This window comes from Massilia arenae (genome assembly GCF_008014745.1).
GTDB lineage: Bacteria > Pseudomonadota > Gammaproteobacteria > Burkholderiales > Burkholderiaceae_D > Telluria > Telluria arenae.
The window spans coordinates 131,643-158,365 of sequence record NZ_VPFD01000013.1 but is presented as its reverse complement, the minus strand read 5'-3'; the positions used below and the strand labels follow the sequence as shown (position 1 = coordinate 158,365).

The following is a 26,723-nucleotide window of genomic DNA, read 5'->3' as shown; positions in this document are numbered from 1 at the left end:
AGCTCAGCAGTTCAATGCTCATCCACATCTAACGAGTACAGCGCCCAAAAAAAAACCGGGCGTCGCGAGACGCCCGGTCGTGCTTCAGGTTGGCTGCCGATCAGCGCGGGACGATGCCCCACTGCGGACCGTTGCCGTAGTTCTGCTTGTCGTTGCGGCCGGTGAAGACGGTCCAGGCCTGCGCCGCATTCGCGATACCGGAGTTGGCGGCCACCGCCAGCGCCGGCTGCATATTGGCCGGGTAGCCAAGAGGAGAACCCGAGAAGCCGGTCATGCGGCCAGGATTCCAGTGCTCCTTGGCGGCAGCGCGGATCCAGTCGCTCTGGGCCTGGCTGGCACACGGCTGGTCGATGTATTTCAGCCCTTGCGGGTGCTTCAGCTTCTTGCTTTCGTTCAGGATGCTGTCACCGCCAAAGTTAAACTGGTGCATGGTCGCCAGGTCGCTGAAGATCGGTTCCTTGGCGCTGGGACGGAACTCCATGAAATAGGCCGAGGCCTGGATCCAGCAGAATCCCGGCGTGGTCATGCGGCCCACCGGATACTTTGCCTTCCACTGCATGATCGGCTGGGCCTTGTCGAAGCCCAGTTCGGCCAGGTAGCCGAAGCTCCAGGTGAGGAAGTCGTCCTGCCAGGGCGCCGAGGCATTCACCTTGAACGCGCCGGAGCCGCTGCCGTCGTACACGCCGAGCTGGTTCGGATTGCCCGTCACGTAGGTGGCGTGGTAGAAGTCCAGATTGTTGTCGACCTGCTTGACGAAGTAATCCTTCAGCGTATGGCTGTCCGGCGTGATGTAGGCCGCATGGCCCAGCGTGCGCAGCGACCATGCCTGGCCGCGCACCTGCTGCCAGCGCACCAGGCCCTTGCCGTTGCCCGAATTGCCCGCGTCGGTGCCCAGCGGATTCGAGGCGGCCCAGAACTGAAGTTCTTCCAGGTAGTAGTAATCACCCGTCAGCAGGTAGGGCAGGTAGGCCATCGACGGCTGGTGAGCGGTGTCTGACGTGTAGGGCGTGCCGCACAGGCTGTTGTTGTTCTGGGCGCAGCGCGGCACCGGCAGCGGCCCCTTGTGCGCCAGGTTCATGTGGGTCGACAGGTTCTTGTAGGCGGTGTTGTCGACGCGCAGCGGGAAGCCGGTCTTTTCGTCGCGCATGTGGATCGACCAGGTGCCAGAGCCGTCGGCAGCCGCCATCATGGCGTTGCGGGCGCGCATGTCCTTCGACAGCAGGTAGGATACGGTCCAGACCGGGAGCGGGCCGATGTCGCCGCGGCCGCCGGTGGTGGCCATGTAGGCGACCACCGGGCCGATCGTCATCGGGCCGGTATTGGTGGCGGTGATCTGCTTGCCCATGGAGGCCAGCGAGCCCTCGTTGATCTCAATGCTCTGGTCGTAGTTCGAGATCGCCTTCGACGCGATCAGGTAGGCCGTATTCGGACGCACGTGGATGCTCGGCGTACGGGCACCGTCCCACCAGGCGCTCTGGTGCCAGCGCGAGTGGTGGTAATGCGTCATCTGGCTCTTGGAGAAGATCGAGCGGCCGCCGACATTGACGTTCACGTCGTAGCGCTGGTTGCGCGCCCCGGCCTTGAAGGTCTTGGTGTTCTCGACGATGACGTCGACCCGCGCCTGCTTCGACAGGCCGGCATACCAGCGCACGGCGAAGCTGGCGGTCAGCAGCGGATGCTCGATGCCGGCGGCGTCCTTCAGCGGGGTGCTGACGATCCATTCGTTGACGACCGGGCCCGACAGCCATTGGACCGGCTTCGGTGAAGCCAGCGCGTCCGCCAGCGAGGCGGTGTACTGCACGCCTTCGTAGGTCAGGACGACGTCGCTGGTCAGGCCGCTGGTAGCCAGATCCTGCGGGGTGAGCGTGCTCTTTTCGGACGCGGAGGTCTTCACCAGCTCGATCTTCGCAATCTGGCCGACTGCCAGGTTCGGCAGGATGCCGGACACGACGACGTGGCGCACCGAGCCGTCGGCATGGGTAGCCTTGACATCGGCCTGGAGGCGGATCAGGGTGCCGTCCGGGAGGCGCGCCGCCAGGCCTTCGGTGGCGGCCATCTGGCCTTGCGCGACGATCTGGCCGAAGGTGAACGGCACATTGGCCTGGGCCAGGCCCTGGTTCTCGATCTCGAAGTCGGTCACCGTGGGGCCGGCCACGATCGCGGCCGGGTTGTTCGCGGGCAGCGGGGTGAGCACGGTCGGGGTGGTCGGCCGCGGCACAAAGCCGGTGGTGGTCTTGGCCAGCGAGGTGCCGTCCATGCTGCCGCTCACTGCGGCGGAAGCGACATCGTCCCCACCGCCACCACCGCAGGCGCTCAGGAGGGCGGCGCTCAGTACGGTAGCGAGGATGGACACGCGGTGCTGGACGGGGTGCGGGAAGCTGCCACGTACCGCGCGGCTCGGGGTCATCTGTTCGGTAGTCATGATGTCGGGAAAGGTTCGGGAAGAAAATAATTTCTGTGTGGAACAGAACTTTACCCTGGCCAACATTTTCCGTGGGCCAATTTTCGATGGTTTTTGCCGATTTTCTGTGCAAAAACAACGAAGATGGCGCGGTTGAAATTATTTTCTACAATAAAGTCAAGAACATTTTTTCATCAATCGTGCCCTACAAACAAGTTAGTTGTACGTAAGATACTGATCCCAGCTGGAAAAGGCTGATTCCCCCAAACCATCGGAAAACGCCGCAATGGATTTTTCGTATTTATCGATTTTTCTCATCTGTTCCTGGATGGCATCTGCTGCTGGCTTGCACCACACACAAAGCGAGGTTGTCATCCGATAAATCTTTATATGCTAGGATGACAACATCAGTAGCTGACGACATCGCTCGTGGTGCCGTGCGGCCATTGACCGTTACCAAAGGACATCGTGCCAGCCCTTTTGCTGCGCCTGTGGGCGCGCCAGGCTTCGTGGAAATTGATGCAATGCTAAGCACAACCAATCATGTAACGGCCCGGTTGCCGGCGGGGCGCCCTCCGATCCTGATCGTCATCGTCGATACCGAAGAAGAGTTCGCCTGGGACAAGCCTTTCGACCGCGCCAATACCGGCACCACCTCGGTCGCCGCCCAGCCCCTGATGCACGAACGCGTGTTCGACCGTTTCGGCATCGTGCCGTCCTATATGGTCGACTGGCCAGTCGCCACCGAGGCGGGCGCCGCAGCCACCTTGCGCCGCCTGATGCGCGAGGGCCGTTGCGAGATCGGCACCCAGCTCCATCCCTGGGTCTCGCCGCCGTACGAAGAACAGGTAACCCGCTTCAATTCGTATGCCGGCAACCTGCCGCGCGAACTGGAGCTGGCCAAGCTGCGCATGCTGACCACGGCCATCGGCGACGCCTTCGACCGCGCGCCCACCGCCTTCAAGGCCGGGCGCTATGGCCTGGGTCCGCATAGCGCCGAGGCGGTGGCGGCCCTGGGCTACGAGATCGACGCCAGCGTCGTGCCCTATACTCGCTTCGAGGACGTCGGCGCGCCCGATTTTCGCGCCTTCGACGAACACCCTTACTGGTTCGAGGCGGGAGGCCGGCGCCTGCTCGAGCTGCCGGTGACCACCGGCTACGCCGGCTGGCTGCGCGGCATGGGACCACGGTTGTTCGAACTGGCCCGGTCGCCACTGGGACGCGCGCTGCGCATGGGTGGCGTGCTGGCGCGCAGCGGCGCGCTGGAACGCATCCGTCTCAGCCCCGAGGTTGCCACCGGCGCCGAGATGCGGCGCCTGACCCGCGCCCTGCGCGCCAACGGCTGCGAGGTATTCTCGCTGACCTATCACAGCCCTTCGCTGGTGCCGGGCCATACGCCCTACGTGCGCGACGCGGCCGACCGCGAACGGCTGGTGGCCGCCATCCACGACTACTGCGCCTGGTTCCGCGACGAGATCGGCGGCCAGTTCATGAGCATGTCGGCGCTGCCGGCGGCACTCGGTGCGCCATCGGCGGACGGACAGGCCACGGACGAACTGCAGCTCAGCCAGGGTTGAGGCCCATCCCGGCGCGACCGCGCCGGCGGCGTCAGCGCCCGTGCAGCCGCCCGATCCAGGGCCAGCGGTAGGCGTTCAGGTGGTACATGACCCGGACCTCGTCGGTCCAGCGCAAATGCCATTCCATCACCCGGCCGTAGAACTCGATGCGCGCGAAGCGTCCCGCTTCGATGATCGCGCGCGTGGCTTCCTCGCGCATCAGCAGCGCCGGCGACAGGACCTTGCCGAAGCTCTCGTCGTACGCGGTCTTGAGCACGACGATGCAGTCGCCGCCTTCGATACACAGGTCCATCGCCGCCAGCCGGTCGCCGATGAAGTAGCGGTACACGCAAGCCGCGTCCATGGCGGCGAAGGATTCCAGCAGCGTGCGGTAGAAGCGGCCCTGGGCGTTGTCGCCGGCCACCGCGGTGCCGTCCCTGGCCTTCCAGCCGGCGCCCTCCAGCCGGCCATAGTCCTGCACCGCGGCCGCCATCTCGTGCGCCGCCCGGCTGGCCTGCAGGCGGGTCGCCACGCCATCGTCCTGCAGGCGCTTGCGCTGCTTGCGCAGGTTGGTGCGCAGATTCTTGCCGCGTCCTTCCCAGTAGGCCTCGAAGCTGGCCGGCAAGGTGACGCGGGCGGTGTCGATATAGTCCATGGTGCGCGTGACGCCGCCGTCGGCCGGGCGCTCCATCAGCATCGGGTCGCACTGGGTCAGTCCGAGCATCAGGGCGGGGCCGGGCAGGGCCCGCAACAGGGCCGGCAGGCTCGCGCTGCGCGGTCGCGCGTCGCGCTGCAGCCACAGCCCGACCGGTGCCTGCGAGGGCTGGAAGGTGTTCCAGGCGCCCAGGCGCGACGGCGTCAGGACCGCCATGACGTCGGTCTGGCCGTCCACCTCGCGCCAGGCCAGCTGCTGGTCGCCGTTGCCGAATACCGCCAGCGTGGCGGCCGCGAACTCGGGCGCCAGCAGCGGCGAGCCGGCGCTGGCGCGGTGCAGGCTGCGCCAGCGCTCCTGGAGCTCGGGCTGCGCCAGGAACTCTGCCGCCGGGACCACGCGCCAGTTCATGCCGGCGCCGCCATCGATGCCGCCAGTGCGGCGCGCACGCTGGCCGCCAGCCAGGTGCGCTCGGATGGCGACAGTTCCTGGTGTACGGGCAGGCCGAACAGGCGCCGGCCCAGCGCCACGCTGTTGGCGCAGGTGGCGGCGTCGACCCCCGGCCACAGGCTGGCGCCGAAGCGCACCATCGGGACGCCGGCCGCGCGCAGGCGTTCATGCAGCGCGGCCGGGCGCTCGGCCAGCAGCGGGAAGACCCAGGGGCAGGCGCCTTGCGGCAGCGCCGCGAACAGCGGCTGCCAGCCGGGCGCGCCTTCCAGTGCGCGTTCCAGTTCGAGGTAGTGGCGGCGCCGTCGCTCGACGATGCGGGCGCGGTCGGCGCCGCGCAGGACGCGGCGCGAGAACCACGACGAGCGGCGGTCGACCCAGTGAGAGTCGAAGGAGAAACTGCTGTCGGACGAGGAAGGAGCCAGCGCCGGCGCCGCCGTGGCGACCGTGGCGCCGGCCGCGCGCGCCTTGATCCGGCTCCACAGGACGGTCTTGAGGTGCAGCGGCAGCGCGGCGGCCAGGCGCAGCGCCGGCAGGCGGCCCTGGCCGAAGCTGGCCTCGAGCGCGCCGAGTGCAGCCTTGGCTTCGAAGCCGGCGCCGGCGCCGGCCAGCCGGTCCGGCAGCCGATGCCGGTGCGAGACCAGGCACCCGCCTTCGAAGATCGGGAAGAATTTCATGCTGCTGCCGATCGCATAGTCGCCGCTGGCGCCGACCGCCACGCCTTCGTGCTCGCCGAAGAAGCAGTGCGCGCAATCCTCGACCAGCCCGGCGTGGTGGGCGTCGCACAGCGCGCGTAGGGCGCGCAGGTCCTGGGGAAAGCCGAAGAAGTGGGTGGCCATCACGGCCCTCACGCCGGGCGCCATCTTGCGCCGCACGTCGTCCAGGTCGACCGTGGTGTCGGGGTGGACCCGGTAGAACACGACTTCGGCGCCGCACCAGTGCACCGGCGGGATCATCGACGGGCTGTGGTAGGCCGGCACCAGCACCGTGTCGCCAGGGCCCACGCCGAGCGCGCGCAGCGCCATGCCGATCGCGATCCGGCCGCTCGTCACCAGCTGCACCGCGGGGGCGTCGTCAAGCGCCGGCAGACCGGCCCGGCGGCTGCCGAAGGCGCCCAGCGAAAGCACCGGCACGGAAGGGATGGCGCGGCGTGGCAAGGTGCTGTTGTTTATTCTCGGCATGATTTAAATATAACATGGGGACGCACCGATCCCGTGCACCGCGCGCCCTTGCCGACGATGTCGACATTGCATGCAGGCGGCTTGCGGTCCGGCCCGAACTGGTAAGATGGCGGATGCGCCGCGCCCTTCGCCCGTGTGGCGGCCACCGAGACCCTGAACGCGATGAACCACCTGATCCACGACAGCATTTTCGACAGCGCGGCGCGCACTCCCGACGCCCCGGCGCTGGCCTATGGCGCCGAGCGCTGCACCTATGCCGCGCTGGCGGCCAGCGTGAGGGCCGCCGCGGCCCTGTTCCTGGCGCGCGGCCTGCGGCCCGGCGAACGTGTGGCGGTATACATGGAAAAGCGCATCGAGAACGTGGTCGCCATGTTCGGCGCTGCCGCTGCCGGTTGCGTCTTCGTGCCGGTCAATCCGCTGCTGAAACCGGAACAGGTGGCCTACATCCTGGCCGACTGCAACGTACGCCTGCTGGTGACGACCCCCGAGCGCCAGGCCCAGCTGGCAGGCAGCCTGGCCGGCTGCCCCGGCCTGCGCGCGCTGCTGCTGACCGAAGGCCAGGCGCTGGCGCCGGACGCTCCCGGCGCGCTGCAGGTGCTGCACTGGCGCGACATGGACATCCATGCCGCCGGCGCCCCGGCGCCGCATCGCCGTATCGACACCGACATGGCGGCCATCCTGTACACCTCGGGCAGCACCGGCGCGCCGAAGGGCGTGGTGTTGTCGCACCGGAACATGGTCGCCGGCGCGGCCAGCGTGGCCGGCTATCTCGGCATGCGCGCGGACGACCGGCTGCTGGCGGTGCTGCCGCTGAGCTTCGACTATGGCTTGAGCCAGCTGACCACCGCCTTCCTGCGCGGAGCCAGCGTGGTCCTCATGAATTACCTGTTCCCGAAGGACATCGTGGCCGCCGTGCGCGCCGAACGCATCACCGGCCTGGCCGCGGTGCCGCCGCTGTGGATCGCGCTGTCGCGCCTGGAGTGGCCGGCCGACTGCACGCTGCGCTTCATCACCAATTCCGGCGGCGCCATGCCGGTGGTGACGGTCAGGGCGTTGCAGCAAGCGCTGCCGCGCGCCGAGGTCTTCCTGATGTATGGCCTGACCGAGGCGTTCCGCTCGACCTGGCTGCCGCCGGCCGAACTGGCGCGCCGTCCGGACTCGATCGGGCGCGCGATCCCGAACGCCGAGGTGCTGGTGGTGCGTCCCGACGGCAGCCCGTGCGAGGCCGACGAGCCGGGCGAACTGGTGCATCGCGGCGCCCTGGTGGCGCTGGGCTACTGGAACGATGCGGCGCGCACCGCCCAGCGTTTCCGCCCGGCGCCGGGCCAGGATCCGGCCCTGCCGCTGCCCGAACTGGCCGTATGGTCGGGCGACACCGTGCGCCGCGACGCCGACGGCTATCTGTATTTCATCGGCCGCAGCGACGAGATGATCAAGGTTTCGGGGTACCGCATCAGCCCGACCGAGATCGAGAGCGTCCTGCATGCGAGCGGCCTGGTGAGCGAGGTGGCGGCGTTCGGCATCGCGGATGAGACGCTGGGCCAGGCCATTGTCGCCGTGGCGGTGGCTGACCTTGGCGCGGTCGACCGCGCGGCCCTGCTGGCCGAATGCCGGCGCCGGCTGCCGGCCTACATGATCCCGGCCCACATCGTCCTGCGCGACGAGGCGCTGCCGCGCAACCCGAACGGCAAGATCGACCGCAACCTGCTGCGCACGACCTTCCAGCCCGGCCGCTAAGGGCCGGCTTCATCGCTTTCCAGGCATACCCCATGACCGGCACCAAGCCCCAGCACGCTCCCCAGATTCATTTCCCGGTGGTCGACGACGTCCTGCAAGTCGGCGGCATCCCGCTCACCCGGCTGGCCGAGCGCGTCGGCCGCACGCCGTTCTTCGCGCTCGACCGCGCCGTCTGCAGCGCGCAGGTCGCGGGCCTGCGCGCGATCCTGCCGCCGCAGGTGGCGCTGCACTATTCGATCAAGGCCAATCCGATGCCGGCCCTGGTGCAGCACATGGCCGGCCTGGTCGATGGCCTCGACGTCGCCTCCAGCGGAGAGTTGAAGACCGCGCTCGACACCGGCAAGGACCCGGCCCACATCAGCTTCGCCGGCCCGGCGAAGACGGATGCCGAACTGCGCCAGGCGATCGCCGCCGGCGTGTGCCTGAACATCGAGTCCGAGCACGAACTGGCGCGCGCCGCGCGCATCGGCGACGCACTCGGCATCACGCCGCGCGTGGCGCTGCGCATCAACCCGGCCTTCGAACTGAAATCGTCGGGGATGAAGATGGGCGGCGGCGCCAAGCCGTTCGGCATCGACGAGGAACTGGCGCCTGCCGTGCTGCGCCAGGTGGCCAGCCTGGGCCTGGATTTCCAGGGTTTCCACATCTTCAGCGGCTCGCAGAGCCTGCGCCTGGACGCCATCGTCGAGGCCCAGTCGCGCAGTATCGAACTGGCCATGCGGCTGGCAGGCGACAGCCCGCTGGCGCTGCGCCAGCTGAACATCGGCGGCGGCCTCGGCATCCCTTACTTTCCGGGCGAGGTGCGCCTCGATCCGGCGCCGATGGGAGAACACCTGGCCGCATGGCTGCCGCGCCTGGCCGCGGCGCTGCCGCAGGCGCGGCTGGCGCTGGAACTGGGACGCTACCTGGTCGGTGAAGCCGGCGTGTACGTGGCGCGCGTGATCGACCGCAAGGTCTCGCGCGGCGAGGTATTCCTGGCGCTGGACGGCGGCATGCATCACCACCTGGCGGCTTCCGGCAACCTGGGCCAGGTGATCCGCAAGAATTATCCGGTGGCGGTCGGCAACCGCATGAACGCCGGCGGCGACGCGCCGGACAGCGGCCCGGCGTCGGCCACCGGCCCGCTGTGCACCCCGCTCGACATCCTGGCCGAGCGCATGCCGCTGGCCCACGCCCGCGTCGGCGACCTGGTGGTGGTGTTCCAGTCCGGCGCCTATGGCGCCAGCGCCAGCCCGGCGATGTTCCTGGGGCATCCGCCGGCGCTGGAAGTGCTGGTCTGAGGTTCAGCGCGCAAGGTTACGGCGCAGCGCCGGCCTTGCCCGCCTGCGTCCCATCCTGCGCCGCCGGCGGCGGCCGGCCCAGGAAGCGCTGCGCCAGACGGTCCAGCAGCGGATGGCGCAGCGGAGGGATGTCGTCCTTCTGGGGCGCGCGGATCAGCACCTTGTCGAGCGTGATCAGGATCGCGATCACGTAGTAGATCAGGTCATAGTAGGCCAGGGTCAGGAAGGCGCCGGCAGTCAGGTAGCCGATCATGCTGACGTGGCACATGCGGGCCAGCATCAGGGCCCAGCCCAGGTCTTCCTTGTCGCGGCAGAAGCGGATCACGCGCGCGCCGGTGCGCCAGGCGACCAGGAACATGAGCAGGAAGATGACCAGGCCGATGTAGCCCTGTTCGCCCAGGATCTGGAAGTAGATGCTGTGGGCGTCGTAGTAGCGGTCCGGTTCCGGCGCATACAGCATGAACATATAGGGCGAGAACACATTGGGGCCGCCGCCCAGCAAGAATTCGTCGGCGATGTTGATCGCGAACATCCAGGAATTGATGCGGCCCGTGGCCGATGCGTCTTCCTGGTAGGTCTGGATGGTTTGCATCCGTCCCATCCATTGTTCGGGCATCGCCAGCAGCACAAGCGGCACGATCAGCACGAGCACGAGGCCGAGCTTGGCCTTGTAGGGCGACTTGAGCCACAGGAAGAATCCCATCATGAAGGCGCCCAGCATGGCGCCGCGCGAGTACGAGCCGATGGCGCCCAGCACGGTCAGGGCGGCGATGGCGATCGCGCCCCGCTTGAGCCACTTGGTGTCTGCCCGGGTGATCAGATAGACCAGCAGCGGCGTGGCCGTCACCAGCGCCAGCGCCAGCGTGTTGTTGTCGCTGATGAAGCTCTTGCGCGGACCGAACATCCCCTCGCCGCCGCCGCTGAAGATGACGAACAGGCCGCTCTTGAAGCCCCAGAAACCAAGCGACATCGCCACCACGAATGCCAGGGCCTGAACATCCTTGCGGGTACGCACCGTCATGATGGTGACGATCACCATCAGGATGATCTTGCTGAAGCGGTCCCAGTCGCTCCAGGCCGCCTTGGGCATCTGGGCGAAGACGGTGCAGAGCGTCGTCCATGCAAAAAAGATCAGCAGCATCCAGACCGCGGGCGAGGACGGCAGCTTCCTCTGTTCGCGCGACAACACGAAGGCGACCAGGGTCACGACGCACAAGATCATCGCGAACGGGAAAGTCTGCGCAAAGCCGTAGGTGAGGCGGTGGGGATTCATCAGGCTGACCACGCAATAGGCCAGGGCGCCCACCACCGGACGCTTGAAGATGAACGGGATGATCGCCACCAGGGCGAGCAGCAGGATCAGGTCACGCACGTTTGAGCAGCCTTTCGAATAGCGCCACCGCGCGGCGCGCGTTGGCGCCCCAGGTCAGTTGCTGTTCCTCGATGGCGGCGCGCGCGTTGGCCGCCACCTTGTTACGCAGCGCGACGTCGTCGCACAGGCGCTTGACCGCGCCGGCCAGGCCGCCCGGGACCGTGGGGTCGAACAGCACGGCGTCGTGGTCGGGGGTGAGGATTTCGCGGATGTTCGGCTGGTCCGGGCCGACGATGGCCTTGCCCAGCACCAGGTATTCGAACAGCTTGAGCGGCGAGGCATACTTGACCACGGCCGGCTGCAGCGCGATGTCGAAGGCGGCCACATGGCGCGCCACGTCGTCGCGTCCGACGATGCCGGTGAACTTGACCCGGTGCTCGATGCCGAGCGCGCGCGCCTGCCGTTCGAGGTCGGCGCGCGCCGGGCCGTCGCCCACGACCAGCAGGTGGCGGCGCGATTCCGGCGGGTCCTGGGCGATCAGGTCGATCACCTTGTCCAGGCCATGCCAGTCGCGCACGAAACCGGTGAAGCCGAGCACCAGGTATTCCTCCAGGCCGAGGGCGCGCTTGGCGGCCATCGCGTCGGGGGCGCCGGCGAAGCGCTCCGGGTCGATTCCGTTCGGGATCACCTCGATGCGCTCGGGCGGCACGCCATAGGACTGGACGATGTCACCCAGCACGCGCGTCACCGGCAGCACCATGTCGGCATTGCGCCAGGCATAGGCCTGCGACCAGCGCGCCAGCTTCGTCAGGGCCAGGCCATCGTAACGCGCGCGCTCTTCCAGGATCGGCGCGTTCACTTCGAGCAGCATCGGCAGCCCGAACTTGCGCGCCACCCACACCCCGGACGGCAGGAACAGGTTGTAGCGCTCGTACAGCACGTCCGGACGATGCTGCCGGACCGCCTTCGCCAGGCGCCGGTAGGCGACCAGCGAATAGGCCAGTTCCATCACTTCGTAGAAGGTTTTCGGCAGGTGGCGCTTGAGCCAGGCGACCGGGCCCGCATCCGAGCCGAACGACTCGGTCTCGGCGCTGGGCGGCGCCACGATCACGACCTCGTGTCCCTGCGCGCGCAGGGCGCGGATCATTTCCTCGATGTGGACGTACTGGCCGTCCTTGGAACGGGTGCGGTGGTGGTAAAGGATTTTCACGCGGCTTTTCTCGCCATGATGGATTGGAACAGGTCGATCTGGCCCTGGGTGGTGGGTTGCCAGCCGAAGTTCTCGGCATAGCGGCGGGTGGCGGTGTGCTCGGGATAGTCGGCGCGCAGCTGGCCGAGCGCGCGCACCAGGCCGTCCGGCGTCCGTTCGGGCATCAGCACGCCGGCTTCCGGGGCGGCGACGACTTCCGGCGTGCCCCATACGTTGCTGGCCACCACCGGGGTGCCGCAGGCCATGGCCTCGAGCAGTACGTTGGCCCAGCCTTCGCGGCTGGACGCCAGCACCAGTGCGTCGGCGGCATTATAGTAGTTCTTCAGTTCGGTCTGCGGCACGGCGCCCAGCAGCGTCACGCGGTCCTGGACGCCAAGCTCGCGCGCCAGCTGTTCCAGGTTCTTCCGTTCCGGGCCGATGCCGGCGATCAGGAGGTCGACGTCCGGCAGCCGGGGCAGGGCGCGGATGATCAGGTCGTGCGCCTTGCGCGGGTCGAGCAGGCCGACCGAGAGCAGCGTGAACCGGCCCGGCACCAGGCCCACGGCGGCGCGCGCGGCGGTGCGGTCGATTGGCTGGAAGCGTTCGAGGTCGACGCCATTGCGCAGCGGCGTGATGTTGTCCGGCGCCACCCCCAGCTGCACCATTTCATCCTTCAGCGCCTTGCACACGGTGATGATGCCGTCGGCCTCGCGCGCCGCCTCCAGGATCAGCCGGCGCGGACGTTCGAATCGCGGGATCAGGTTGATGTCGGTGCCGCGTGCCGTGACCACGACCGGCTTGTTGAAATACTTGCCGAGCATGACGGCGGCGACCCCGTCCGGATAGAAATAGTGGGCGTCGATGGCGTCGAAGTCGTAGCCCTCGTCGAGGATGCGGCCGATGTCCTTGCGCGCCGCGCGCGCCAGCGTCCAGGGCGTGTAGTTCATGCCCACCTTCGGGACCACCAGGTAGCGTGGATGGGAGACCTGCAGGCCGTTGCGGGTCTCGCGGCGCGGCACCTTGGCCAGGGTGCCGTAGTGGCCGAAGCGCTCGCCCTTGAGCGGGAACCACGGAACCGGCGCGACCACGCGCGACGTGACCTTGCCGCTGGCGACCAGGTAGCGCAGCCGGGTCTCCACGAAAATGCCGTGGTTGGGCTGTTCGGCGTTCGGGTACAGGGTACTGAAAGTAAGTAGCTTCATGGTGTGCTGGTCACGGGTCGGGCACCGGGGCGGGCCTGGGGCCTGGAATCATTTTCTAAAAATGCAATATCGTGATTATGCGAAATTTTTTTCCAGACGGCAGCACGATTGACGTAAAAGACGTAAACTTTTGACAACCATGATACTATAATTCAAGTGCTAGTCTGCATTTGTTTAACGTGTGGCAAGTTTCTCAATTTCTGTGGAAAAATAGCCCTAGTTCGCCGTGCGGTCCGCCCGGTTCTTCCTTCTCTGTTACCTCCTCTTCCAAGATAAACTATGAAGATTACTATCATCGGCACCGGTTATGTCGGCCTGGTTTCGGGCGCCTGCTTCGCCGACGTCGGCAATACGGTATTGTGCCTGGACGTCAATGACGAAAAAATTTCCATGCTCAAGAATGGCGTCATCCCGATCCATGAGCCGGGCCTGGACACCATGGTCGAGCGCAATGCCGCCGCCGGCCGCCTGCTGTTCTCCACCAGTTACGACGAAGCCATCGCGCACGCGGAATGCGTGTTCCTGGCGGTCGGCACCCCGCCTGACGAAGACGGCAGCGCCGACCTGACCCACATCCTGGCCGCGGCCCGCTCGATCGGCCAGCGGATCGAGCAGCCGGTGGTGGTGGTCGACAAGTCGACCGTCCCGGTCGGCACCGCCGACAAGGTGCGCGCCGCCATCCAGGGCGAGCTCGACAAGCGCGGCAGCAAGGTCGCCTTCTCGGTGGTCAGCAATCCCGAATTCCTGAAGGAAGGCGCGGCGATCGAGGACTTCATGCGTCCGGACCGCATCGTGGTCGGCAGCGATGATGCCAACGCCACCCGCCTGATGCGCCAGCTGTACGCGCCATTCAGCCGCAACCATGAAAAACTGGTCGAGATGGACGTGCGGAGCGCCGAGCTGACCAAGTACGCGGCCAACGCCATGCTGGCCACCCGCATCAGCTTCATGAACGAGCTGGCCAACCTGGCCGAGCTGCTCGGCGCCGATATCGAATCGGTGCGCCACGGCATGGGCCTGGATCCGCGCATCGGCTCCCAGTTCCTGTACGCCGGCATGGGCTATGGCGGTTCCTGCTTCCCGAAGGACGTCAAGGCCCTGGTCAAGACCGGCGCTGCCCACGAGCAGACCCTGCATATCCTGGAAGCGACCGAGCGCGTCAACGACAACCAGAAGAATGTCCTGTTCAAGAAACTGTGCCGTTTCTACGGCGGCGTGGAGCAACTGAAGGACAAGACGATCGCCCTGTGGGGCCTGTCGTTCAAGCCGAACACCGATGACATGCGCGAGGCCCCGAGCCTGATCCTGCTGAAGGAACTGTTCGCCGCCGGCTGCCGCGTGCGCGCCTACGATCCGGTGGCCAGCAGTGAAGCGCTGCGCGTGCTGGAACGCGATCATGGCGCCGTGCACGTCGAAGAGATGCTGACCATCTGCAGCTCGGCCACCGCGGCGGTCGACAATGCCGATGTGCTGGTCCTGGTCACCGAATGGAAGGAATTCCGCGCGCCGGACTTCCGCCACCTGGCCCAGACCCTGCGCGGCAAGGCCATCTTCGACGGCCGCAACATCTATGACCCGGCCGAAGTGGCCGCCGCGGGCCTGAGCTACGAAGGCATCGGCCGCATCAGCCGGAAAGCCGCCTGATGATCACTGGTACCCAGCGCATCCTGGTCACGGGCGCCGCCGGCTTCGTCGGCAGCTTCGTGGCCGCGCGCCTGGCGGCGATGGGCCACCAGGTGGTCGGTTGCGACAACTTCAACGACTACTACGATCCGCGCCTGAAGCACGACCGGGTGGCTGCCCTGCTGGCCCCGGCCGGCGTCGCCTGCCATACGGTCGAACTGTCGGACGCGGCCCAGGTGACGGCGTTGTTCGAGCGCGAGCGGCCGGCCCTGGTAGTGCACCTGGCGGCCCAGGCCGGGGTGCGCTATTCGCTCGAGAACCCGGCCGCCTATGTGCAGTCGAACCTGGTCGCTTTCGGCAACATCCTCGAAGCCTGCCGCCACGGCAGGATCGAACATCTGCTGTACGCCAGCAGCAGCAGCGTGTACGGCGCCAACGCCAAGGTGCCGTTCAGCGAGGGCGACCAGGTCGACGCGCCGGTCTCGCTGTACGCCGCTACCAAGAAGTCGAACGAACTGATGGCGCACTCGTACAGCCACCTGTTCCAGCTGCCCGCCACCGGCCTGCGCTTCTTCACGATCTACGGTCCATGGGGCCGGCCCGACATGGCCTATTTCAGTTTCGCCGAGAAGATGGCGTGCGGCGCCACCATCCCGGTGTTCGCCGAAGGCCTGCTGACGCGCGACTTCACCTACATCGACGACATCGTCGAAGGCGTGGTGCGGCTGCTGTTCAAGCCGACGCCTGCCACCGCCACCGCGGCGGCGCACACCGTGTTCAACATCGGCAATCACAATCCGGTACGGGTGCTGGACTTCATCCAGACCCTGGAAGGCGCGATGGGCATCGAGGCGCGCAAGGAATTCCTGCCGATGCAGCCGGGCGACGTGCCGGCCACCCATGCCTCGATCGACAAGCTCAAGGCCTGGGTCGGCTTCGCGCCGACCACCCCGCTTGCCACCGGCCTGGCCAGGTTCTGGGAGTGGTATCGCGACTGGGCTCTCAAGCGTGGGTAGGACGGACGATGCAATGACCGACATGCCGCAAATCCTGCTGTTCCAGACCACCGACCCGGTAGCGGTCAAGAGGCGTCTGCTACGGTTTCGTGCAGCCTTCTTGAAGCTGGGGCCGCATTGCCGCTTTGCCGCGATCTCGTACATGCCGGGGGCGCAGAGCGGGGTGCGGCGTGTGGTGCTGGACGGCATCGAGATCGAACATCATGTGTACGGCCCGGATGCGATGGAGTCCCTTGGATATCCGCTCAAGGGCGCGGCGCGGCCGTTCAAGCTCATTCCCGGCAATTGTGACCTGCCGCCGCTGCTGTTCCGGCGCCAGCAGCCGCAGTACGAACAGTACTGGGTGGTCGAGGATGACGTCGAGTATTCGGGCGAGATCCATTCCCTGTTCGCGGGCCTGGAACGGCGGACCGGGGATCTACTGGCGGCCCATCTGGCCCGCGGTTACGCGGCCTGGACATATGCTTCCATGCTGCGCGCGTCCGATCCCGCCGTTACCCCGGCCAACAGCTGGCTGGTGTTCCTCACCTTCTACCGTATCAGCGGCGCCGCGCTCGACATGATCGACCGCTATTATCGAGCGGGCTGGTGTGCACACAGCGAGAATGCCTGGGCCACGATCCTCAAGCATGGCGGCATGACGGTGGTCGACTTCGGGGGCGCCGGCGAATTCGTGGCCGAAGCAGACCGCAACAAGCGCTACCACGGCCTGGCCAATGACGGTTTCGAGAAAAGCGGCAGCTTCGGCACCATGAACATCCGACTACGCGCCGGACGCCAGAAGGACATGCTGTGGCATCCGATCAAGCCACCCAAGGCCTGGCTGCGCCAGACGTACAAGCGTTATGTCTCGATCGCCAAATGGTATCTGGCCAAATTTGCACGCGTGATCGGACGCTCGTCCGGGCCAGCGCATTGACCGTGCGAGCCGCCTCTGCCGCCTGCCAGCTGAAGGCGGCGGTAGATGCCTGTCAGTACCCGTAGTGTGTACCTGAACAAGGAAATAAATACAACAACAGGCTGCCATTCTTGCTGATATTATTGTATTTTTAATACAACAATGGCTGCCGCAAATGAAACTTGAACAGGATGTAGCACGTCGAATTTCGATGTTGCGATTTATCTTGATCGCGGTGGTCGTCTTCCTGCACATCGCTGAACCAGGGCCGATCGCAACGCTGGATTTTTCCAGCCACTTCGAGGTCGTCCGTGCATTTACGCAGGGTCAGATCGGGCGCATTTGCGTTCCAGTCCTGACGATGATTTCGGCGTATCTGCTGTTCTCGGCAAACCTCGATCAGGCGCCCGCCAAGCTCTACAAGAAAAAAGCGCGGACGCTGCTCATCCCCTTCCTTATTTTTAATGTCTGCTACGTCGCGATTCTCGCTTGTCTCGAGTACGTGACGGGACTTGTCGCCGTGACGTCGATTCTGAACGCCGAGCCGATGCGGGTCGTAAACATGCTTTTTGCAGTCGACAAGAAGCCGTTGAACGTCCCCTTGCACTTCCTGCGTGAGCTGTTCGTGCTCGTACTCCTGGCGCCGCTCTTCGGGCTGCTGCTGCGCCGCGCGCCGCTGTTCGGCCTGGTACTGGTGAGCGGCTTCTTCCTGCTCAATCTCGATCGCCAGCTGATTCTTCGCAACTCGATGGCAGTAACGTTCTATATCGGCGGGATGGCGGCGATTGGCCGTTGGGATGTCAAACGTTATGACCGATTCGCCGTGCACTGCTGCGTGGCGCTGCTGCTGCTTTGCGCAGCGCTGATCTATTTCAGGGTCGAGAATCGCACGGCAATCTATCTCGCCGCACCGCTGCTTGTGTGGCCAATGGCCTCGCTATTGCAGGACACCGGATTCGGGAACTGGGCAGCATCGAAGAGCAAGTTCAGTTTCTTTATCTTCCTGGGCCATATGCCGCTCATCGAACTCGTTCGCCGCATGTATCTGCAGGTCGACGACGTCGTGCCCAAAGCCGTATTCATCTATGGCGGGCCGGTCCTGATCATCGCGCTGCTCATCCAGATCTACAAGATGCTGGCCTACCTGATGCCGCGAGGTTTTTCTGTCGCCATAGGCGGGCGCGCAAGCGAGCGCCCGGGCCCGCCCGCGCCGAGGGCCGATACGCTGGCGCATCCGACCGCTCCTCCAGGCTGAGCGTCGGCCCGAGCGTGAAGCGCGTCCGGCGTCGCAGGAGGCCTGGCTAGGCGTTGGCGCTGACGCGCAGGAAGGTCTCGAACATCAGCACCGACCACAGCGCGGCGCTGTGGTCGCTGGTTCCTGCGATATGTTGTTCCACCATCTCGCGCAGGCAGTGCTCGTTGAAGATGCCGGTATCGAGCAGCAGCGGCGACAGCGCCGCCGCGCGCAGCTTGTCGCGCAGCGGTCCGCGCAGCCAGGCCGCCAGCGGAATCGAGAAGCCCTTCTTGGAGCGATACAGCACGTCGTGCGACAGGAACGGCTCGAGCGACTTCTTGAAGATGTATTTGCCTTCGCCGCCGCCCAGCTTGATATCGGGCGGCAGGGTCGAGGCCCATTCGACGAAGGTATGGTCCAGCAGCGGCACCCGCACCTCGAGCGAGTGCGCCATGCTGGCGCGGTCGACCTTGGTCAGGATGTCGCCCGGCAGCCAGGTCTTGAAGTCGAGGTACTGGATCAGCGACAGCGGATCGTCGGTCGGCGCGGCGGCCGCATGGCGCCGGAATACCTCGATCGCGCTGTAGCCCTGCAGCTCGCGCTTGAATGAATCCGAGAACAGCTGCGAACGCACCCGGTCCGGCATCTTCGAGACGCCATGGAAGTAACCCTCCACGGTGTCGCGCGCCAGCGCCTCGAAGGTGGTCTTGGCGCGGAACATGCGCGGCGCCCAGTCGGCCTTCGGATACAGCCGGCCCAGCGTGCCGAACACGGGCTTGCGCAGGCCGGCGGGCACCTTGTCGCGCACGCGCTGCTCGGCCATCGCGAAGCGGTAGCGCCGGTAGCCGGCGAAACTCTCGTCGCCGCCGTCGCCCGACAGCGACACCGTGACGTGCTTGCGCGCCAGCTGGCATACGCGGTAGGTCGGGATCGCCGAACTGTCGGCGAAGGGTTCGTCGTACAGCCGGCCCAGGGTGTCGATCAGGCCGTAGTCGTCCTTGTCCACGATCTGGGCGTGGTGGGTGGTGCGGTAGCGCGTGGCGACTTCGTTGGCATACTTCGATTCGTCGTATTCGGGGTCGTCAAAGCCGATCGAGCAGGTGACTACCGAATCGGGATTCTGCTGCGCCATCATCGCCACCACCGCGCTCGAATCGACGCCGCCCGACAGGAAGGCGCCCAGCGGCACGTCGGCCACCATCTGGCTCTGCACGCATTCCTGCAGGCGCGCCGTCAGTTCCTGCTCGATTTCCTGCATCGGGCGCTGCGGCGCGCGCTGGAACGGGATGTCCCAATACTGCTCGGGTTTCACCTCGCTGTCGCCTACGCGCATGTCGCCTGCACGCAGCGTGATGCGGTGGCCCGGCGCCAGCTTGAAGGCGCCGTGGAAGATCGTGTGCGGTTCCGGCACGTAGCCGAAGGCGAAGTAATCCTCGACCGCGCGCGGGTTGAGCTTGCGCGACAGTTCGGGGTGGGTCATGATCGATTTCAGCTCGGAGCCGAACACGAACAGGCCGTTCGGCAGCAGCGCGTAGAACATCGGCTTGACGCCCAGGTGGTCGCGCGCCAGGAACAGCGTCTGTTTTTTCCGGTCCCAGATGGCGAAGGCGAACATGCCGCGCAGGCGCTGCAGGCAGTCCTGGCCCCAGGCCTGGTAGGCGTGCAGCAGCACCTCGGTGTCCGACTTGGTGCGGAAGGCGAAGCCGAGCGCGACCAGCTCGTCGCGCAGCTCGCGGTAGTTATAGATCTCGCCGTTGAACACCATCACCACGTCGCCGGCGGCGTTGCGGATCGGTTGCTGGCCGCTGGTCAGGTCGATCACCGACAGCCGGCGGTGGCCCATGCCGAGCGCCGTTTCCAGATACAGCTCGCCTTCGTCCGGGCCGCGGTGGTGCTGGCTCTCGTTCATGCGGCCCAGCGCCGCGCGGTCGATCTCGCGAGTTCCCTGGGTATCAAAAATGCCGACGATTCCGCACATGCTCGTTCACTTCCTGCGTTGTTTAGGTATTCAAGGGTTGATGCAGCCGGGCCGGCGCCTTGCGCGCGAGCAGGCCGTCGTACAGCGCCATATAGGCGCGCAGCATGGCGTCCATGCTGTATTTTTCTTCGATGCGCGCACGCGCGGCGGCGCCATGGCGTGCCATCAGCGCCGGGTCCTGCACGTAGCGCGCCAACGCCGTGGCCAAGGCGTCTACCTCGACCGGCACCAGCAGGCCGTGCACGCCGTCGGCAACCACTTCCGGAATGCCACCGACGTTCGAGCATACCGACGGCAAGCCGCAAGCCATCGCCTCCAGCAGCGAGACCGGCGTGCCCTCGGCCAGCGAGGGCAGGGCGAACACGTCGAAGCCGTGCAGCAGATCGGCCACGTCGGCGCGCGCGCCGGGCAGCCAGACCGCGTCCTGCAGGCGGGCCTCTGCCACCTGCTCGCGGATCGCGCCCAGTAGCGGGCCGTCGCCGACGATGGTGAGTTTCAGGCGCGCGCGCAGGGCGGGCAGGCGTTCTCGCAGCAGGGCGAAGGCAGCCATGAGGCTGCGGTGGTTCTTGACGTCCTGCACCCGCGCCACGGCGCCGATCACGATATCGTCCGGACCCCAGGGCGCGGCAGTGAGCGCATCCGCACGCGGCTTGAAACGCCCGGTATCGACGCCGTTCTTGATCGGGTGGTTCTTCGTGGCCGGGATCCGGACCACGTCGGCCAGCCAGCGCTGCAGGTCATCGGACACCGGGATATAGCGGTCGATGAAGGGGGCCAGGCGGCGGCGCAGGAAGTTGTGTTTCTTGTTCAGGCCATGCGGGTCGGATGCATCGCGGCCATGCTCGGCATGGATCCGCACCGGCACCCCGGCCAGCGCCGCGGTGAAGCAGAACTCCATCGCCGCCAGATTGTAGGTGTGCAGGATGGCCGGGCGCAGGCGCCGCATCAGCTTCCAGAAGTCGACGTGCACTTGCGCGCCGTTCCCGGGCGGCTTGTTCAGGGCGAACAGCTCGACCCCGGGCTGGGTGATGCGCTGGGCGAACTCCGAATAACGCGTCAGGCAGACCACCGCATGCCGGTATTTTTCTGGCGGCAGGCGGTTGATGCAGTCGACCAGCAGCGTCTCCAGCCCGCCCACGTCGAGCGAGTAGACCAGGTGCACGACCAGGGGGCGCTGGGCATTCAGGACCGACAGCTCGCTATGCATGGTCGTGACCGTCAATGGGTGCGCGCATGGTCCAGCGCGCGCTCGACCGCCTGGCCCTGGCCCGCCAGGAAGGCGCGCAGGGCGGCGCGCGCGGCTTCCGGATTGTCGCGCACCGGCGCCGACAACAGCACCACGGCGCCGTCGTCGCCATGGAAGCGCAGCTTGGCCTGGGCCTGCAGCAGCTTGCCGACGTAGTTGTTGGCCGTCAGGTGGCCGTCGATCGACATCCACTGCCACACCAGGATCTGGCCGGTCGGGCCGTTCAGGCGCGTCTCGCGCAGCGTCAGCGGCTGGCCGCCCAGGGTCTCGCTGCGCATTGCGCCGCCGACGGCATGCCAGGCGTCGTCCGAAGTGGCCAGGGTGTTGACGGAGCTGATCAGGGCCTTGCCGTTGCGCTGGTTGCGGTAGTACATGATGTCGAGCGCGACCGGCGGCATGCTTTCGCTGTTGCGGAAGGTGGCGCGGTAGGTCGCGTCCGGGTTGACCCAGCGCGGGGTCCAGCTGGCGAACGGCGCCACCTGCGGCCAGCCCACCGCCACCGTGGACAGCTGGACCGGTTGCGGATTGAGGTTGGCGGCGTCGTTGTAGCGCGCGAAGCCGGGCCACAGGGCGGCCAGCGCGACCACGGCGGCGCACATCGCCGCCATGCGGGCCGTCGATGCGGGCGCCGGGTTGCCCGGGATGGCGGCCAGCGTGGCCATCGGTGTGGCCGCATCGGCAGGCGCAGGCTCGTCGTCGTCGCGCCAGAAGCTGCCGATCCAGAACATCAGCAGCATCACCAGGCCGAAGAACACCCACCCATAGATCAGGTGGTCGACGCCGGTGGCCAGCTCCATGCCGGACAGGTGGCCGATCATCACGATCATGTAGGCGCGCAGGCCGTTGGCGACGATCGGCACCACGATCGACACCGCCACGAACAGCAGGCGTTTGGTGGTGGAGCGGTAGGTCAGGTAGGCGTACAGGCAACCCAGGGTGAACGAGGAAATCAGGTAGCGCACGCCGCTACAGGCTTCGACCACCGACCAGGAACCGGTGGGCAGCTCGAAGCGGGTGCCGTTGCGCAGCACCGGAATGCCGGTGGCCTGCACCGCCCACACGGTGAAGTCGGCGGTGAGGTTGATCAGCGGACCGACGAAGACTTCGCCGAAGGGCACGGCCAGCAGCAGGAAAAGAAGGGGAAAAGCCAGTGCGCCCGCCAGGCGCGGGCCCAGCATGGCCAGCGCGATCACCGGGAACATCGACACGAAGGCGTACTGCATCACCACCTGCACCTCGCCCATGCGCGCCAGCAGCCAGCCTGCGCCCAGCACCGCCAGCAGCAGCAGGGCCGGGGCCCAGGGCCGTGCCGGCACCGCGTTGAACACCGCGCGCCGGCGCCAGATCAGCCACAGGCTGATCGGCAGGATGGCGTAGCCGTGGGCGAAGGTCTCGGAACTGTTCCAGATCGCCACCAGCGACTGGGAGGTGCCGAGGTAGAGGAAGAACGGCGCCAGCAGCGCGAACGCGGTCAGCATCGCGCTCGAGGGGGCCAGCGGCGTCGTGGCGGCGCCCGGTGCGGCGGCGGCCAGGTCATTGGGTGGGTTCACGAGCATTCCAGTCGCTCCTCGATGCAGGCCAGGTTGCTCGGCCAGCTGTAATGATGTTCGACCCGCGCGCGTGCGGCGCGGCCCATGTCCTGGTTGTCGCGGGCCAGGAGCCCGTTCAGCGTGTCGATCCAGGCCGGGGCGCCGTCGGCCACCGCCAGCTCCTGGTCCGGCACCGCGTCGATGCCTTCCAGCGCCTGCGGCGACACCACGGTCGGCGTGCCCATGGCCATCGCCTCGAGCACCTTGTTCTGGATGCCGCGCGCGATGCGCAGCGGCGCCACCGCCAGCGTGGCGTGGCGGATGTAGGGACGCACGTCGGGCACGGTGCCGGTCACGGTCACGCCGGGCAGCTGGCCCAGGGCCTGGACCTGCGGGTTCGGGCGCGAGCCGACGATGTAGAAGCGCAGCGCCGGGTCTTGCGCGGCGAGGGCCGGGAACACTTCGTCGGCAAACCACTGCACCGCGTCGACATTCGGCCAGTAGTCCATCGCGCCGGTGAACACCAGCGCGCGCTCGCCTGGCGCGAACGGGCTGCCGAAGTCGTGGTCGGGCGAAAAATACTCGGTGTCGACGCCGTTGCTGAAGTGGCCGATGCGCGCCACGCTCTCGGGCGCCAGCTGGCGGAACAGGTCGGCCTCGGGTGCGGACACGAACAGCGAAGCGTCGTACTGGCTGGCCACCTGGCGCTCGTAGCGCAGCAGCTGGCGCGCCTCGTGGCGGTACAGCCAGCTCATGGGCCAGGACTTCTTGTCGGCGTATTGTCGCCACTTGTCCGAGTCGACGTCGCAGAAGTCGATCACGCGGCGCGCATCGCGATGGTGGTCGACGTATTGCGCCATCGGCGAGGAAAACACCATCACGCGCTTGATCTTGTGCGCCGCCACGGTCTGCTCGACCCAGCGCGCCATGTTCGCATCCTGGTAGTAGTCCAGCGACAGCGAGCGGTTCTTCACCAGCGCGCCCAGGCTGCGCACGCGCGCCAGCAGGGGATTCAGGGCCGCGAAATGGCTGCTCGCGCACATCGCCTCGACCTTGGGCACGTGCTGCCAGTCGTCGGCGTCGTCCACGAAGGTGGCCAGGTGCACCCGGTAGTCGCGCGCCAGGTGCTTGAGCAGGTTGTACGAGCGGATCTTGTCGCCCTTGTTGGGCGGGTAGGGGATGCGATGGATCAGCAACAGCAGGTCTTGCACGGCATTACCCCAGGTTGCGCACGATGTAGGGACCGAGGAAGTTCGCCACCGGCAGCGGCAGCTTCTTCCACATCTTGATGAACAGCTGGTATTTCGGATTCAGCGGGTTGTTGTCCGGCAGCTGGGTCGATGCGTACAGCTTGTATTCATAAGGCAGCGGCTCGGCCACGAAGCCCCAGTTCTTCTTGAAGTCGTAGGCGCCGGTACCGAGCTTGCTGCGGCCGAAATCGAAGATGCGGCAGCCGCGCGCGGCGGCGGCCTGCATCAGGTTCCAGTACATGAAGTCGTTGCCGGCCACGCTGCGCGCCAGGTCGGTGCCGCCGCCGTAATAGGGCACGACTTCGTCGCGCCAGTAGAACGATAGCACCGAGCCGACCAGGCGCTCGTCTTCGGTGAGGATGGTGCGCACCTCGCACTCGTCGCCGAAGGTCTGCTGCAGCAGGGCGAAGTATTTTTTCGGGAATACCGGTGTACCCAGGCGCAGCACGCTGGTGGCGTAGGCCTCGAACATGCGGTCGACGTTGTCCTCGACCACGCCTTTCAGGTTGAGCTTGATCCCCTTGCGCACCATGGCGCGCTGCTTGCGCGGGATGGCGTTCAGATTGGTCTCGTCGTCGCCCGTGATCTCCTTGCGGAAGGTGACGTACAGTTCCTTGGTATGCCAGGAGGCGTCGCCCGGATGGGCGCGGTGCATGCCGCGGTATTCCAGGTGGCCCACGCCGAGCTTTTTCGCGAGCTGGTCGGCCGCCTCGTCGAGCAGCAGGCGCGCGCCGTCGTTGACCGCGGCCACGCCGCCGTACACGCAGAACGGCATTGCGCCCAGCGAGTGGCCGAACAGGCGGCTCTTGATCTCGGCCAGCGGCAGCACGCCCTGGATCTGGCCGTCCTGCTCCACGAAGTAGAACCAGGTCTTGATGCCGAACGACTGCTCGATGACCTTCTGCCAGCCCGACAGGTGGAAGAAGGTGGCGTTGGGGCAGGCGCGCACGAAAGCGTCCCAGCGGGCGCAATCCTGCGGCTGCATCAGGCGCAGGGTCTGGGCGTCGACGGCGGCTGGGGGCATGGCGCGCTTGGCCTGCGCCGCTTCGATGATCGAGTTCATGGCTTGTCCAGGAAGATGCGGTCCATGCGGTCCCACTTGAAGTCGCGCGCCAGCTGTTCCAGGCGGCGCTCCATGCGGTCGATATTGACGTAGTGGCGGAAGCGCGCCTTGGCGCCCAGGCCTTCGGGACGCGGCTGGCCGGGATCGACTTCCCACGGGTGGAAGTAGAACAGGGCCGGTTCGCCGTCCTCGCGGTTGACCTTTTCCATCATCCAGCGCGACAGCGCGTAGGGCAGCAGGCGGAAGTAGCCGCCGCCGCCGGCCGGCAGGTTGCGGCCCGCCATCTTGACCGTGGTGATCGGCACTTCGAGCAGCCCGTCCGGGCCGTTCGGGTAGAAGGCGAAGCGCGGCGCGTCCGGCATGCCGTAGTGGTCGTGGGCGATCGGGTAGATGCTCGAGCTGTACTGGTAGCCGGCTTCGTGCAGCGCGTCCAGCGCCCACAGGTTGGCGTGGCCGATCGAGAAGCTCGGGGCGCGGTAACCCACCACCGCCTGGCCCCCGATGTCTTCCAGCAGCGCCTTGGATGAGCGGATATCGTTGTCGAATTCGGCGCGGCTCTGGTCCGAGGCGCGCAGGTGGCCATAGCCGTGGCTGGCCAGTTCGTGGCCGGCATCGACGATGCGGCGCACCATGGCGGGATAGCGCTCGGCGATCCAGCCCAGGGTGAAGAAGGTCGCGCGCACGCCATGGCGCTCGTACAGCGCCAGGATGCGTTCCATATTGGCCTCGACCCGGCATTCGCGGGTCGGCCAGCTGGCGCGGTCGATGTAGGGGGCGAAGGCCGAGACCTGGAAGTAATCCTCGACGTCGCAGGTCATCGCATTGCGGATCTTCTCGCCCGGCGCGGGACGCGGGCGGGCGGCGGGAGCGGTCATTTTCATGCCAAGTCCATTCCTGAAAGGTTATTCCTGGTCCAGCTGGCGCGCCGAGCCGGGTGGGGTGGCGGCGATCTTCTTGAGGATCGACAGCACCGACACGATCGATTTCTCGAGACGCATCATGCGTTCGTCGAGCTGCTCGACGCTGGCGCCGCGCCGTTCGCCATGCTGCAGGTCATGCTGGCCGGGGGCAGCGCGCATGGATGCCGGTTCCGGCTCGCCCAGTCCCTCCGGCGCCTGGAATTCGTCCGAGATGTCGCGCACCACTTCCTCGATGTGGGCGCCGGTGAAGCCGCGCAGCTCTTCCAGGTAGCCCATCAGGAGCACGCGGTCCATCAGCGTATTGGTCTTGCGCGGGATGCCGCCGCTGTAGGCGTAGATCGCGGCGTGGGCGGCGTCGTCGAACGACGGGTCGCCCTTCCAGCCGACCGTGGCCAGGCGGTGCTCGACGTAGGCACGGGTCTCTTGCGCGTCCATCGGCCCCAGGTGGTAGCTGGCGATCACGCGCTGGCGCAGCTGCTGCATGGTGGGGCTGTGCAGGGTGGCGCGGAATTCAGGCTGGCCGAGCAGGAAGGTCTGCAGCAGCGAGCGGTCGTCGGTCTGGAAGTTGGACAGCATGCGCAACTCCTCGACCGTGCGCGCATTCAGGTTCTGGGCCTCGTCGATCACGAGCAGGGCGCGCTTGCCCTGGCGGTCGACCGATCGCAAGAATTGTTCGAGGCGATTAAGCAGCTCGGCCTTGCTGGCGCCCTCGTAGGGCAGGCCGAAGGCGGAGACCACCATGCGCAGCGTGTCTTCGGGGTCGAGGCTGGTGTTGACGATGTGGGCCGCTACGATCTGGTCGAGCGGGATGTGGCCCAGCAGGTTGCGCACCAGCGTGGTCTTGCCGGCGCCGACTTCGCCCGTGATGACGATGAAGCCCTCGCCCTGCGACAGTCCGTAGTCGAGATAGGCCATGGCGCGCTTGTGGCCCTTGGAACCGAAGAAGAAATGCGGGTCCGGGCGGAGCTGGAAGGGCTTGGCCGACAGGCCGTAATAGGATTCGTACATC

20 protein-coding genes are annotated in these 26,723 nt (G+C 66.7%); 7 read left to right on the top strand and 13 right to left on the bottom strand.

What is annotated here, in order from left to right; genetic code table 11:
* Positions 1-100: 100 nt before the first annotated feature.
* Positions 101-2,422, bottom strand: a complete 2,322-nt coding sequence (locus FVD38_RS13190; protein ID WP_147935224.1) for a hypothetical protein — start codon at positions 2,420-2,422, stop codon at positions 101-103.
* Between the two features lie 503 nt (positions 2,423-2,925).
* Between FVD38_RS13190 and FVD38_RS13185 the strand changes: the two genes are divergently transcribed.
* Positions 2,926-3,978 (top strand): polysaccharide deacetylase family protein, encoded by a 1,053-nt coding sequence (locus tag FVD38_RS13185; RefSeq protein ID WP_147935223.1) that lies wholly within the window; start codon positions 2,926-2,928, stop codon positions 3,976-3,978.
* A gap of 31 nt (positions 3,979-4,009) precedes the next feature.
* Here FVD38_RS13185 and FVD38_RS13180 read toward each other — a convergent pair whose 3' ends face one another.
* Together FVD38_RS13180 and FVD38_RS13175 are read right to left on the bottom strand one after the other, a co-directional pair.
* A complete protein-coding gene (locus FVD38_RS13180) occupies positions 4,010-5,020 on the bottom strand; it encodes a GNAT family N-acetyltransferase (protein WP_147935222.1) in 1,011 nt (336 codons plus the stop codon).
* Positions 5,017-6,237 carry an aminotransferase class I/II-fold pyridoxal phosphate-dependent enzyme gene (locus tag FVD38_RS13175; RefSeq protein WP_147935221.1) on the bottom strand — a complete coding sequence of 407 codons (1,221 nt, stop codon included), beginning with the start codon at positions 6,235-6,237 and terminating at the stop codon, positions 5,017-5,019. Before FVD38_RS13175 ends, FVD38_RS13180 begins: the two co-directional genes overlap by 4 nt.
* Positions 6,238-6,399: 162 nt before the next feature.
* On the opposite strand from FVD38_RS13175, the gene FVD38_RS13170 reads away from it, so the two are divergent.
* Both FVD38_RS13170 and FVD38_RS13165 read left to right on the top strand, forming a co-directional pair.
* Entirely contained in the window at positions 6,400-7,974 is a 1,575-nt protein-coding gene (locus FVD38_RS13170) for an acyl-CoA ligase (AMP-forming), exosortase A system-associated (RefSeq protein WP_147935220.1), read from the top strand.
* A 32-nt stretch (positions 7,975-8,006) separates the two neighbouring features.
* Positions 8,007-9,254, top strand: a complete 1,248-nt coding sequence (locus FVD38_RS13165) for a pyridoxal-dependent decarboxylase, exosortase A system-associated (RefSeq protein WP_147935219.1) — start codon at positions 8,007-8,009, stop codon at positions 9,252-9,254.
* A gap of 16 nt (positions 9,255-9,270) precedes the next feature.
* Here the strand turns inward: FVD38_RS13165 and FVD38_RS13160 are convergent, their stop codons facing one another.
* The 3 genes from FVD38_RS13160 to FVD38_RS13150 are packed head-to-tail and all read right to left on the bottom strand — an operon-like array spanning position 9,271 to position 12,957.
* Positions 9,271-10,626, bottom strand: a complete 1,356-nt coding sequence (locus tag FVD38_RS13160; RefSeq protein ID WP_147935218.1) for a putative O-glycosylation ligase, exosortase A system-associated — start codon at positions 10,624-10,626, stop codon at positions 9,271-9,273.
* On the bottom strand, positions 10,619-11,776 hold the full coding sequence (locus FVD38_RS13155; RefSeq protein ID WP_147935217.1) for a glycosyltransferase family 4 protein: 1,158 nt from the start codon (positions 11,774-11,776) through the stop codon (positions 10,619-10,621). Before FVD38_RS13155 ends, FVD38_RS13160 begins: the two co-directional genes overlap by 8 nt.
* Positions 11,773-12,957 (bottom strand): glycosyltransferase family 4 protein, encoded by a 1,185-nt coding sequence (locus FVD38_RS13150; RefSeq protein WP_147935216.1) that lies wholly within the window; start codon positions 12,955-12,957, stop codon positions 11,773-11,775. Before FVD38_RS13150 ends, FVD38_RS13155 begins: the two co-directional genes overlap by 4 nt.
* Positions 12,958-13,236: 279 nt before the next feature.
* Here FVD38_RS13150 and FVD38_RS13145 point away from each other — a divergent pair, with 279 nt between their 5' ends.
* From FVD38_RS13145 to FVD38_RS13130, 4 genes are all read left to right on the top strand, one after another.
* The gene (locus FVD38_RS13145; protein WP_147935215.1) at positions 13,237-14,601 is read left to right on the top strand and encodes a UDP-glucose dehydrogenase family protein; all 1,365 of its coding nucleotides are present in this window, start codon (positions 13,237-13,239) and stop codon (positions 14,599-14,601) included.
* A complete protein-coding gene (locus FVD38_RS13140; RefSeq protein WP_147935214.1) occupies positions 14,601-15,596 on the top strand; it encodes an NAD-dependent epimerase/dehydratase family protein in 996 nt (331 codons plus the stop codon). Before FVD38_RS13145 ends, FVD38_RS13140 begins: the two co-directional genes overlap by 1 nt.
* Before the next feature lie 13 nt (positions 15,597-15,609).
* Positions 15,610-16,515 (top strand): hypothetical protein, encoded by a 906-nt coding sequence (locus FVD38_RS13135; RefSeq protein ID WP_147935213.1) that lies wholly within the window; start codon positions 15,610-15,612, stop codon positions 16,513-16,515.
* Positions 16,516-16,669: 154 nt separating this feature from the next.
* Complete coding sequence (locus FVD38_RS13130) at positions 16,670-17,749, top strand: acyltransferase family protein (protein WP_147935212.1); 1,080 nt, start codon at positions 16,670-16,672, stop codon at positions 17,747-17,749.
* Positions 17,750-17,795: 46 nt separating this feature from the next.
* On the opposite strand, the gene FVD38_RS13125 is transcribed toward FVD38_RS13130, so the two are convergent.
* The 7 genes from FVD38_RS13125 to FVD38_RS13095 are packed head-to-tail and all read right to left on the bottom strand — an operon-like array spanning position 17,796 to position 26,722.
* Positions 17,796-19,706: an XrtA/PEP-CTERM system amidotransferase gene (locus tag FVD38_RS13125; protein WP_147935211.1), complete on the bottom strand. Its 1,911-nt coding sequence runs from the start codon at positions 19,704-19,706 to the stop codon at positions 17,796-17,798.
* 22 nt (positions 19,707-19,728) lie between these two features.
* A complete protein-coding gene (locus FVD38_RS13120; RefSeq protein ID WP_147935210.1) occupies positions 19,729-20,913 on the bottom strand; it encodes a TIGR03088 family PEP-CTERM/XrtA system glycosyltransferase in 1,185 nt (394 codons plus the stop codon).
* 11 nt (positions 20,914-20,924) lie between these two features.
* The gene (gene xrtA, locus FVD38_RS13115) at positions 20,925-22,508 is read right to left on the bottom strand and encodes an exosortase A (RefSeq protein ID WP_147935209.1); all 1,584 of its coding nucleotides are present in this window, start codon (positions 22,506-22,508) and stop codon (positions 20,925-20,927) included.
* Positions 22,499-23,692: a TIGR03087 family PEP-CTERM/XrtA system glycosyltransferase gene (locus tag FVD38_RS13110; RefSeq protein WP_147935208.1), complete on the bottom strand. Its 1,194-nt coding sequence runs from the start codon at positions 23,690-23,692 to the stop codon at positions 22,499-22,501. Before FVD38_RS13110 ends, xrtA begins: the two co-directional genes overlap by 10 nt.
* A gap of 4 nt (positions 23,693-23,696) precedes the next feature.
* The gene (locus tag FVD38_RS13105) at positions 23,697-24,794 is read right to left on the bottom strand and encodes a FemAB family XrtA/PEP-CTERM system-associated protein (RefSeq protein WP_147935207.1); all 1,098 of its coding nucleotides are present in this window, start codon (positions 24,792-24,794) and stop codon (positions 23,697-23,699) included.
* Positions 24,791-25,675 (bottom strand): XrtA system polysaccharide deacetylase, encoded by an 885-nt coding sequence (locus FVD38_RS13100; RefSeq protein ID WP_147935206.1) that lies wholly within the window; start codon positions 25,673-25,675, stop codon positions 24,791-24,793. The genes FVD38_RS13105 and FVD38_RS13100 overlap by 4 nt, the downstream gene beginning before the upstream one ends.
* A gap of 21 nt (positions 25,676-25,696) precedes the next feature.
* Positions 25,697-26,722: an XrtA/PEP-CTERM system-associated ATPase gene (locus FVD38_RS13095; protein ID WP_147935205.1), complete on the bottom strand. Its 1,026-nt coding sequence runs from the start codon at positions 26,720-26,722 to the stop codon at positions 25,697-25,699.
* Between the last annotated feature and the right edge of the window lies 1 nt (position 26,723).